Source organism: uncultured Campylobacter sp. (assembly GCF_938045225.1).
GTDB lineage: Bacteria > Campylobacterota > Campylobacteria > Campylobacterales > Campylobacteraceae > Campylobacter_A.
This window is the reverse complement of record NZ_CALINL010000209.1, coordinates 1-10,495: the sequence shown is the minus strand read 5'-3', so window position 1 is coordinate 10,495 and position 10,495 is coordinate 1. Positions and strand designations below refer to the sequence as shown.

The following is a 10,495-nucleotide window of genomic DNA, read 5'->3' as shown; positions in this document are numbered from 1 at the left end:
GCCATTTGCACGATTTTGATAGAGTCGATTTTCTCCGCCGGTTTTACGACCTGGGCGATGATTTGCGGCATAAACTCGACCAATGCAAGCTTAAATCTATTTTCCAAAATCTCCGCAGAGACGATATTTTCGGCATTGTTTATCTCGGTTTTACCTTTAGCTTCGACTTCGTAGTTTAGCCTGTTGGCTTCAGCCGTTATCTTTATAGCTTCAGCTTCGGCGGTAGCCTTGATTTTTAGCGCTTCGCTAGCACCCATAGCTTTGATTTTAGCAGCTTCAGCTAGGTTTTCCTCGGCTTCTTTTTCGGCTTTTGCGGCAACGGTTTTTTCGATAGAGAGCTGCTCGGCCTCTTTTTGCGCTTCGATTAGCGCTAGCTTTTTAGCGCGCTCTGCTTGCTCGGTCTCGGATGAAGTTTTGATCTTTTCAAAAGACGCGGCTTCTAGCGCCTTTTTCTCGTTGGCTAGCGTTTTAGCCGCAGCCTCCTCTTCGACTTTTTTAGCGATTTCTATATTTTTGCTCTGATTTGCCAGTTCGACGGCTTTTTCTTTGTTGATCTCGGCTTCTCTGATGGCTCTAGCCTTTTCTATCTCGACGGTTTCGATGGCGCGCGCTTTGTTTATCTGCGCCTCTTCGATAGCTTTGTTCGCGACGATCTTGGCTTCTTCGGCCTCCTTGCGCCTACTTTCGGCTTCTTTTGCTCTTAGCGCTTCTTGCTCGGCTTGGAAATTCGCTATCTTGGTTTGTTGCGTGGCTTCGGCCTCGGCTTGTTTTCTTTGGATTTCAAATTTCTCCGACTGCGTTTCATAGTTTTTCTGCGCGATTTGTACCTCGGTCGAGCGCTCGATATCGTTTCGTAGCTTTTTGCGTTCCTCGATAGTTTGGGTTAGGCTTGTTAAACCTTCTGCGTCAAAAGCGTTGTTTTCGTTAAAAAACTCTTTAGCCGTTTGATCTAGCGACGTTAAAGAGACGGACTCTAGTTGAAGGCCGTTTTTAGATAGATCGGCTTCGATAGCATTTTTGACCTGTGAGCTAAACTCATCCCTTTTTTCGTGTAGTTCCTTCATCTCCATCGAGCTTGCCACCGAGCGGAGCGTAGCGATGAGCTTGCCTTCTATCAGCCCGGTTAGCTCGCGCAGATCGATCGTCTTTTTACCCAGCGTTTGCGCCGCGCGCGAGATAGACTCTCTATCCTCGCCCACTCTGATATAAAAATCAGCCGTAATATCCACGCGCATTCTATCTTTGGTTATGAAGCTATCGCTTTTAGAGCGAGCTACGGTAACTTTCATCGACTGCATATTTATGTCGATATAATCATGCAGTATCGGCAGTATCAGCGCGCCGCCGTCCACAACGACCTTTTCGCCGCCAAAGCCCGTTCGCACGAACGTAAGCTCCTTTGTCGTCTTTCGGTAAAGCCTTGAAAAGACGATACCCAAAATGATGATAGAAAAGAGTCCTATGCCGACAAATACGGCCAAAGAAGTCATCCCGTCAATGTTCATACTATTCTCCTTAGATTAAATTTACTGTTTTTTCTTGATGTAAAAGTTATTTTTATCGATCCTAACGATAAGCGCGACATCGCCTTTTACAAGCTCATAATCGCCGGCAGCTCGTGCAAAAACGAAACGTTCTTTTCCGTTTTTATCCGCAACTTTAACGTCGCCGCCTTGCTCTTTGGTTATTTTATAGTCCTTTACTTCGCATTCGCAGCCAAGAAGCTCCTTTTTGCTAAACGCAGCGCTTTGCACTTGAGGCAGGTATTTTGCCGCGAGCAGACTAACCCATCTAGTCCATGCCAAAGCAGCCAAAAACGAAACCGCGGCGATAACCGCGCTCATATACCACACAGGCGAGGCGGAGCCGTAAAAAACGCCGATAATAAAAAGCCCGCACGCGCCAAAACTCATAAGCAAAATCCCATAAAAAACGGTGCTAGGCACGCCGCCTTTATTCGCCCACGCTAGTAGCTCGGTACCAGGAGCGTCGATGCCCTCGGCTCCGTCAAATAGCCCGTTTATCGGCTCAAGTACTGAAAATCCAGTCATCATCAAAATAATCTCAAGCAATGCAAAAACTACAACGATAACCAGCGGAACGGAAAATATAAGGTTGTTGCCAAGAAGCTCTAAAATTTGATCCATCTTTTACCTTTTGTTTTTAAATTTTGCTGCTTGCGAGGTCAAATTTGACCTTTACTCCGCTCTACTCTATGCTATACACGTCGCTTTGCTCGATCTTTTCGAGCTTATTTACCTTGCTTTCCAGCGTCTTACTCATCTGCGATATTTTAGCGATATTTTCTTTCATTTTCGGCAACGCCTCGTTTTTGAAATTTTCTATCTTATCTAGCGAATCTATCATTAAATTTATCGCTTTTTCGAGACTCTCGTTATCTAGCGCGCCGCCTACGACCTTTGCCATCGCGTCCGTTGCCGTATCGTTTACGTCCTGCGCGTTTTTTAGGATGACGTCGCTAGCCAGCTTGTCCATTTCGGAAACCGCTTTTAGCTGCTTCTTGCCTTCTTGCGCTGCACTTGCGATATAGACGTTGGTTTTTAGCGCCGTGATGCTCGTTGTGATCGTGTTTTGCGTGGCGAAACTTAAAAGCGAGTTATTGTGCTTGATGGTAGCGTAGTTTGCGAGGCTTTGTTGCATCACGACAAGCACCTGTTGCAAATTTTGCAAATGCATACGGATGTAAAATAGCGCCTCTTCGAGGAGAAATTTTTTCTGCTCTTCGTCTGTTTGATTTGCCGCTAAATTTTCGATGAGCTCGTCTGTTTTGCTTAAAATTTCTATCTTGCCTTTTAGACTTTCTATGATGAGTGAAAGTTCCTTTTGCTTCTCGGAGATTTCTGCGTTTCTAGCTTCTAAAACATTTATGGAGTGCTTTAAATTTGCCGTGATTTCTTCAAACAAGCTTGAGACGCTTTGATATTTGCTAGCCAGTTCGGCGGCTAGGTCTTTGCCGAGCAAGAAATTTATAAATTTCGCCCCCAGTCCGCCCTCTTTCATCTTGTCGCTTGCTTTGATGAGTTCGGCGGAGTACTTTTTGACCGATTTTAGCGACTCGCCGACCGAGCTTCCTACGCTTTGGCTCATGCTAAGTAAATCTCCGACCTTCATATCCATATCGCCGTTTAGCTTCTCAAACTCGCCTAGTTCGTCTTTGCCGAACGACACGATAAATTCTTTGGGATCGTTAAATTCTTTCCTTTTTTCTATGAGTAAGGCGACGACGTCTTGAGGTGTTTTAGCGATTTGATTCAAGGCTTGTCCTTTGCTTAAATTTGAGAGTTATTATAACTAAATTCGTACGCTTTTTGCAGACTTAATAATAAACTTCTATGCTTTATTAGCATAATTTACGATTAAATTTAGTAAAATCGGCAGAAATATTCCAGACAGAATAGGCGTAGTTTAACTTTAAAATTTTAACCCGTGAGGGCGCGGACTCGTCGTCCGTAACCGAAACGGGTTTAAAATTTTAAAGCTTGAAATCCGTCATTTATGGGGAATCAAAAAAGGACAAAAAATGAAAGAATTTATGAGTTACGCATCCTCTCTTGAAATTTTACGCTCTACGCTGGCTCCTTGGGACCGCGTGGAAAAGGTCACGCTCACGCAAGCACTTGATCGTCGTATCGCCGTAGATATCGCGGCGCAGGACAACTACCCGGAGCGTCCCGTCTCGGCGATGGACGGCTACGCTTTTGCGTGGCAAGAGGGCCTAAGCGAGCTTGAACTCATCACCGACCTACCCGCAGGTAGCGACAAAGGGCTAAAAGTAGAAGGCGTAAAATGCGTCAAAACCTTCACCGGCTCGCTGATGAGTGAAGGCACCGACACGCTGATCCCGGTCGAAAACGTCGAGGTATCAGGCGGCAAAATCCTCATCAAAAAGCCCGTGCCGAGGGGCTTTGCCGTGCGCGAAGTCGGCGAAAGCTACAAAAAAGGCGAAATCCTAATCAAAAAAGGCGCGACGATAGGCTACGCCGAGACCGCGCTGCTAGCCGAGCTTGGGATCTTTAACGTTAGCGTATTCGTGCGGCCTAGAGTCGCGGTACTAGCTACCGGAAGCGAGATAAAAGACCTCGGAGAGCCGCTAGAAAACGCCGCGCAAATCCACAGCTCAAATCACGTAGGCATCGCGGCCATGGTGCGTAAAATGGGCGGCGAACCCGTGCTGTGCGAGATAGTGCGCGACCGCGCCGAACTCGTAAAAGACGCCATCGTCCGCGCGCTAAAATCAGCCGACGTCCTCGTCACCACGGGCGGTATCAGCATGGGCGACTACGACTTCGTCAAGGGCGCGCTGGGCGAAAATTTCGACATCATAATAGACGGCGCCGCGATCAAACCGGGCCGCCACATCAAGGTCGCAAAAGCAGGCGAAAAATATATATTTGCGCTGCCGGGCTTTCCGTACTCGGCGATGGTGATGTGCGTGCTCTACGTGCGCGTGCTGCTAAATGCGTGGTTTGACGCTAGCGAGCCTAAAATCACGGCCATCATGGACGAGAACTACAAAAAGCGCTCGCCGTTTTTGGAGTTTACGGCGGTAAATTTAGTAAATCGCGACGGCAAAATTTACGTGAATTTAGACGGCAAGAAACTGGGCAGCTCGGCGATCGTAAATAACCTAACAGGGGGCGCCGCGCTTTTAATCATCCCGAAAGAGACAGAATTTATCGCAAAGGGCGAGATAGTCGAAGTGCTGAAAATGGTTTAAATTTAAGTAGTTTAAAGGTCGATAATGAATCAAATTTTAGAGCAAATTTACAAAATAGAAGACCTATCCGAACTAGAAATTTTACTGCGCGCTCAGGATACAAATTTGATCCGAGATCGGCTACTAGCGGAATTTGACCGCTACGCCTTCTATAAAAACGTTAGCGAATGGAACAAGGCCGTTAAAATTTGCGAATGCTTAGCGATCATCGGCTGGGGCGAGCGAGAGAGCCTGGAGGCGCTGCGCGGGAAATTTTACAACGGCTATGCGATGACCTATTTTTTAAATGCGCACGGCGAAGCGCGCTATGTAGAAGCTACGTGGTCGAAACGCAAAACGGGACTAAGCATGCAAGACGGCGATACGATATTTCACCCCAGCCCGGACGCGTCAGGTAAAACGCTCGCGCGTCCCGTAAAAGAGGATATACAAGACGTAAAACTAAACAGCCAGCGTAACTGGATAGCCAAAAATCCAGTCCGTATCACGCGCGCTATCAGTAACTGCTACGAGAGTTCGCGCGCCGTAATCGAAAGTCTATTTTTAGATCTACAACCGGCGCTAAACGCCAAAATGAGACCTCAAATTTACGGCTCGGCGATTAACTATATAAAACTACGCTGCGCATTTAGCTTCTCAGATCGCGGTTGCAAAACAAACTATATCATCGCGCCCGATAAACCAAAACTAAGCTCTCAGCGCGCCTGGGAGCTGATACATGAAATGATGGGCGAAGATGAGCGCCGTGCGGGAGGTTACTATCTTCGAAATAGATTTGAGTATTCGCCGTTTAGAAAAGACACGGGCAAAACGGGCGCGCTGATACATTTCGAGCGCGAGTTTAGCGAGCTAGCGCCTATGGAGCAAAAGCGAAGAATGGGCGAGTATTTTTTGACGGCGCTAAAACAGATCGCACAAAAGCAAAGCAAGCTTGAGTATGATTTTGCCGCAATGATAGAGGATTTTAGTAAAATTTTAGACGAGTGGTTAAAGGCTAAAATTTAGCCGCTTTGATATTAAATTTACAAAAAAGAGCTAAAATACCGCAGTTGCAGCGCCGTTTTTAGAGTTTCAGTCGCAAATTTAATTCATCAAAGACCGTAAAAAGCTCGGCATCGCAAATAACCTAATAATCGACGTCGTGCTTTTCATCGCCCAAAAAGAGATCGAATTTATCGCAAAGGGCGAGATAGTCGAAGTGCTGAAAATGGTTTAAATTTAGGGTTAAATTTAGTTTTGCAACTTAGGGGTGCAGGGTAAATTCCGCCAGTGCCAAATTTAAGGAGTATAACCATGAAACAATTTCCGGATTTTCTGAAAGAGTACGAACCTACCCTGCAAAAATACAGGCTGCGTTCTGCCCGAATTCTTGCGGAACCCCTAAATGACGGTGAGACAACGGATATAAAAAGTTCCAAATTTTTAGGAATGCCTTATTTGCCTGTCGGTACGGACTATCCGAAAGACAAGGATGGCAAGCCGCTTATTTTATGGGCGCAATTAAATTTTTCGGAAATTCCGCATTTGGACGATTATCCCAAAAATGGTATTGTGCAGTTTTTCGTTTCGGCAGATAGGTGGTACGATTGCGAAGAAATAAAAGTACTTTTCCACGAGCATACGGACGCGCCGTCTCAAACTGATTTTCCGTTCTTAACCGAAGATTTGTACGAAGACTGCCCGATATGGTGCGGGCACCGTTTGCAGTTTAAAGAAGCTGAAGAGTACGGCGGTACCGAAGATTTCCGGTGCAGCTGTATGTTCAACGGAAAAAGCCCGTGGGAGCTTTATGATACGCTTGAGCCTGCACAAAAAGAAGTATTTGATGATTTATTTTACGGCACGGGGCACAAGATAGGCGGTTATTCATATTTTACACAAACCGATCCGCGCGATTACGGGCAAGAACATAAGAATGATGTTTCGCTTTTGCAAATCGATAGCGATGATAAGATTATGTTCGGGGATACCGGCACGGCTCATTTTTTTATCAATAAAGACGATTTAAAAAACAGGAATTTCGATAAGACGTGGATGTATTGGGATTGCTGTTAAAAAGCCAAAAACGGATTATAAAATTAGATTTCTGTAAACTTAAAAGGCATTGTAGTAGTTTATAATGCATATCTAATTTTAAAGACATTTACATAAAACATACGAAACTACTTAAAATAAAAGGAAATAAAGTCATGCCAAATTTAGCCGACAAAATTTTACAAGAGCTTAAATATCAACAAATTTGCCGTAAAAATCTTATAAAAGAAGATCTAGAAAAAGAGTATCTAAAGCTAGAAAAAGAGAATTTCCCAGACGACAAAAGGATCAAATTTATCGCAAATTTAGGCGGCAGCGACGAGGTAGCCTACCACTATGAGCTCATCTGCAAGCAGTGGCGAGAAGATAGGCAGCTAAATTTAGAAAGCAGCTTTGATAAGCATGGAGGAGATGGGATAGAGTTTTTACTTGAGCAGCTAACCAAAACGGCCGATCAAAATTTAAAAATATCTACAATCTATCTTGCGGCGCAAATTCTCTCTAAGTCTAAGCATAGAGACTTTTATGCCGCGTTTTGCGACCGCCTTATCCCGCATATCCTCTCTTTTATGAACGCCGATAATGTACTTCGCCAAAAGCTCATAATAGCCTTAGGCTGGATAGGCAGACAAGAAGAGATAGATATCTTGACGGGAGAGATGTTAAGCAACAAAGATAGCCTTTGTAGGGCATGGTCGGCAGCGAGCCTCATGCAAATGTCCTTTTACCGAGTCAAACAAAAGATATTACGCATCAAAACAAAAACCGCATTTATTCAAAGCATTTCAGCCGAAAAAGATCTATACGCTTGCGCAGTTATGATAGAAGCTGCTCAAATTTTATTTGGTAAAAAGTGGATATCTAGCGCAGCTCAAAACCAAGAGGCTGAGAAAATAGAAAAAGCTAGGAAATCGGCTATAAGATTTTTAAGCAAGAGCTAGAATGCAACGCAGTATCGGTGCAATAAAACCGACATAGACCGGACGTGTTCTTCAAAAACCAAATTACCTATTTTTTCTCGCGTTTAATAAGCAAAATACATAAGGTTTTAAATATCGCAAGACTTATCAAAGAGGTAAATATACAAGCTTTAAAATTTACAAAAACTACAAAACGCCGTTTGAACGATTGCTCGATTTGAACTTTAAAATCATAAAACGCTTCTAAAAAAATACGCTATTTTGCTCAAAAAGATTTTTATGGAATTGTAAATTTAATCAAAAAAGAAATTTAGGTTGAGATTGTGCTACGATTTTACAACTCACTCAAACACCCTATAATGCGCCTCGTCGGCAAACTCCAGCATCTCCTTATCTCCCCTGCTGTCGCCGTATGCGATCACGCGCTCAAAGGCGTCCGTATCGTACGCCTCGCGCACGCGGCGCACCTTCTCCGCGCCGTAGCAGTTGGCGCCGTCTATCTCGCCCGTTATCATGCCGCCCTTTTTCTTGATACGAGTTCCTAGTAGCTCAATGCCCTGCGCTCTGCACCACGGAGCCAGCCAGTCCTCTAGCGACGCCGTCACGATCACGACCTTGTCGCCGTTTGCCTTATACTCGGCGATCTTTGCCATCGCAGAAAATTTCACGATATCTTCGATGTGCGTGTTTGAGTATTTTTTGCAAATTTGAGCGAATTTATCCGCGCTCATACCCGCGAAAAAGTACGTCATCAGCCGCCTGCGAGCGTAGTTGTTGCTGCAAATTTTTAGTTTATAGCCGATCAAAACGGGCGAAAGCCAAAAAATACCCTTAAAAAATTTTTTAAATCCCACGACGTAGGCGATAAACTCCAGCAGCGAGTCGTCGCGCGTGATCGTCCCGTCAAAGTCGAATAAAACCAGATTCATCTTCGTCTCAAATTTTAAATTTGCGCGATTATACCGCGCTAGCGTTAAGGGACGGCAAATTTAGCCGGATTTTACCCCGCAATTTTACTTTCTCTTTTGCGCTCCGAGCTTAGCGCCCAAATTTCCTCTCAAGGCTCTTTAGCACGTATTTTATAAGCTCCAGCCCCTTTGAGCGGTGCGAGATTTTTAGCTTTATCTCATCGTCTAGCTCGCCAAGCGTGCGCGTAAAGCCTTTGGGGATAAAAAGACTATCGTAGCCAAAGCCGTTGCTGCCGCGCTCCTGGCAAATCGCAGTTCCGTGCATAAAGCCGTGTACCGTAAAGTCGCCCAAATTTGAGCTAACCGCGATACAAGCGGTGTAAAACGCGGGCGAGCTAGTCAAATTTAGCGCATTTAGCTCCGAGATCAGCTTTGCGCGGTTGCTAGCATCGGTCGCACTTTTGCCAGTTATCTGCCCGCGCTCGTTCATATCGCTAAATCTCGCGGAGTAAATCCCGGGCCTGCCGCCAAGAGCCTCGACGCTGATGCCGCTATCGTCGCTTAGCGCGATAAACTCGTCCGCCAAATTTAGCTCACGCAGTTTTGCCTGCACGGCGCGAGCTTTGATTAGCGCGTTTGCGGCGAAAGTCGCGCCGTCCTCGACAATCTCAAACGGCTCACAAATTTCGCGTAGTGCGTAAATTTCGTAATCTTTTAAAAAATCTTTTATTTCGCGCACTTTGTCGGAGTTGGATGTTGCTAAAACTATTTTCAAAATTTTTCCTTTTTCTAGCTTGTCTTTTTGGTTCTTTTTACGTAGCTTGCTAAAATTTTGCTCGGCAGGCTGCGTGCCTAGCCTACGCAAAATTTCATCTACGCAACCGTAAAAATAATCCAAAAATACTTCGCTATGCTATTTTTATCCCGCGCATTTTATCAAATTCGACTTTAATTTACGTATTATCAAAATTCGGGTAAAATCACTCCTTTAAAAGGAAAATTTATGATAGTAAAAAGCGCATTACCTTTATCTTTTATCATCGGCAGCAGGTTTTTTGGACTCTTTATCATTTTGCCAGTTATCAGCGTCTACGCGCTCGAGCTTGAGGGGGCGACCGAGTTTTTAGTCGGCGTTCTCATCGGCGTTTACGCGATGTCGCAGATCACGTTTCAGGTGGTTTTCGGCTACGTCTCGGACCGCTTCGGGCGCAAAAACTCGATGCTAATAGGCCTGCTCGTCTTTATCGTTGGAGCTGCGATCTGCGCGGTGGCGACTGATATCTACACGATGATTTTTGGTAGATTTATCCAGGGTGCGGGCGCGATAGGAGCCGTGGCGATCGCGCTGATGAGCGACATGACCAAGGAGGAGGTGCGCGGGCACGCGATGGCGATGATGGGCGCGTTTATCGGCATTAGCTTTACGCTTTCTATGATACTCTCGCCGATACTGAGCGCCAAATACGGCCTTTCAAGCCTCTTTTACCTCTCGATCGCGGTTACGGTCGTTTGTATCGTGCTTTTATACACGGCCGTGGGCGAGGAGCCTAAATTTACGCATTCGCAGGCCAAAATGCCGGCCGTAAAGCTACTCTCAAACAGAAATTTACTACTCATGAACATCAGCAACTTCATGCAAAAAATGCTGATGTCGGCGGCCTTTATCGTGATTCCGATCGCCATCGTGAAGTATTTTGGCATGGACAAAAAGGACCTCAGCGGCATCTACTCGGTTGCGACGGTGTTTGGCTTTATAGCGATGGGTATCGGTGGCGCGATCGGCGAAACGAAGCGTATAACAAATCAAATTTTAGTCATCGGCGTATCGCTTTTCGTCGCTAGCTACGGGCTTTTCGCGCTCTCGCTCGGACACAAACCGCTATTTTACGCAGGCG

Annotated in this window: 10 protein-coding genes; 5 read left to right on the top strand and 5 right to left on the bottom strand. The window is 45.5% G+C overall.

Annotated features, from left to right (window positions below; genetic code table 11):
• The 3 genes from Q0200_RS07765 to Q0200_RS07755 all read right to left on the bottom strand — a co-directional run.
• Positions 1–1,505, bottom strand: a 1,505-nt coding sequence (locus tag Q0200_RS07765) for a flotillin domain-containing protein (protein ID WP_297939961.1), incomplete at its 3' end; no start/stop codon positions are given.
• A 21-nt stretch (positions 1,506–1,526) separates the two neighbouring features.
• The gene (locus Q0200_RS07760; RefSeq protein ID WP_297939959.1) at positions 1,527–2,147 is read right to left on the bottom strand and encodes an OB-fold-containig protein; all 621 of its coding nucleotides are present in this window, start codon (positions 2,145–2,147) and stop codon (positions 1,527–1,529) included.
• A 61-nt stretch (positions 2,148–2,208) separates the two neighbouring features.
• Positions 2,209–3,276 carry a toxic anion resistance protein gene (locus Q0200_RS07755; RefSeq protein WP_297939957.1) on the bottom strand — a complete coding sequence of 356 codons (1,068 nt, stop codon included), beginning with the start codon at positions 3,274–3,276 and terminating at the stop codon, positions 2,209–2,211.
• Between the two features lie 265 nt (positions 3,277–3,541).
• Between Q0200_RS07755 and Q0200_RS07750 the strand changes: the two genes are divergently transcribed.
• From Q0200_RS07750 to Q0200_RS07735, 4 genes are all read left to right on the top strand, one after another.
• The gene (locus tag Q0200_RS07750) at positions 3,542–4,738 is read left to right on the top strand and encodes a molybdopterin molybdotransferase MoeA (RefSeq protein ID WP_297939955.1); all 1,197 of its coding nucleotides are present in this window, start codon (positions 3,542–3,544) and stop codon (positions 4,736–4,738) included.
• A gap of 24 nt (positions 4,739–4,762) precedes the next feature.
• Entirely contained in the window at positions 4,763–5,743 is a 981-nt protein-coding gene (locus Q0200_RS07745) for a hypothetical protein (protein ID WP_297939953.1), read from the top strand.
• A gap of 288 nt (positions 5,744–6,031) precedes the next feature.
• Positions 6,032–6,793, top strand: a complete 762-nt coding sequence (locus tag Q0200_RS07740; RefSeq protein ID WP_297939951.1) for a YwqG family protein — start codon at positions 6,032–6,034, stop codon at positions 6,791–6,793.
• A 134-nt stretch (positions 6,794–6,927) separates the two neighbouring features.
• Positions 6,928–7,713: a HEAT repeat domain-containing protein gene (locus tag Q0200_RS07735; RefSeq protein ID WP_297939950.1), complete on the top strand. Its 786-nt coding sequence runs from the start codon at positions 6,928–6,930 to the stop codon at positions 7,711–7,713.
• A 320-nt stretch (positions 7,714–8,033) separates the two neighbouring features.
• On the opposite strand, the gene Q0200_RS07730 is transcribed toward Q0200_RS07735, so the two are convergent.
• Together Q0200_RS07730 and Q0200_RS07725 are read right to left on the bottom strand one after the other, a co-directional pair.
• A complete protein-coding gene (locus Q0200_RS07730) occupies positions 8,034–8,621 on the bottom strand; it encodes an HAD-IB family hydrolase (RefSeq protein ID WP_297939948.1) in 588 nt (195 codons plus the stop codon).
• A 109-nt stretch (positions 8,622–8,730) separates the two neighbouring features.
• Complete coding sequence (locus Q0200_RS07725) at positions 8,731–9,375, bottom strand: non-canonical purine NTP pyrophosphatase (RefSeq protein WP_297939963.1); 645 nt, start codon at positions 9,373–9,375, stop codon at positions 8,731–8,733.
• Between the two features lie 228 nt (positions 9,376–9,603).
• On the opposite strand from Q0200_RS07725, the gene Q0200_RS07720 reads away from it, so the two are divergent.
• Positions 9,604–10,495 (top strand): MFS transporter (locus tag Q0200_RS07720; RefSeq protein ID WP_297939947.1); only part of this gene is annotated, 892 nt, incomplete at its 3' end.

What these genes read in the sequence shown, in the direction of transcription:
- Q0200_RS07760 (WP_297939959.1), bottom strand. Translation starts at nt 2,147, where the DNA reads ATGGATCAAATTTTAGAGCTTCTTGGCAACAACCTTATATTTTCCGTT.
- Q0200_RS07750 (WP_297939955.1), top strand. Translation starts at nt 3,542, where the DNA reads ATGAAAGAATTTATGAGTTACGCATCCTCTCTTGAAATTTTACGCTCT.
- Q0200_RS07745 (WP_297939953.1), top strand. Translation starts at nt 4,763, where the DNA reads ATGAATCAAATTTTAGAGCAAATTTACAAAATAGAAGACCTATCCGAA.
- Q0200_RS07740 (WP_297939951.1), top strand. Translation starts at nt 6,032, where the DNA reads ATGAAACAATTTCCGGATTTTCTGAAAGAGTACGAACCTACCCTGCAA.
- Q0200_RS07735 (WP_297939950.1), top strand. Translation starts at nt 6,928, where the DNA reads ATGCCAAATTTAGCCGACAAAATTTTACAAGAGCTTAAATATCAACAA.
- Q0200_RS07730 (WP_297939948.1), bottom strand. Translation starts at nt 8,621, where the DNA reads ATGAATCTGGTTTTATTCGACTTTGACGGGACGATCACGCGCGACGAC.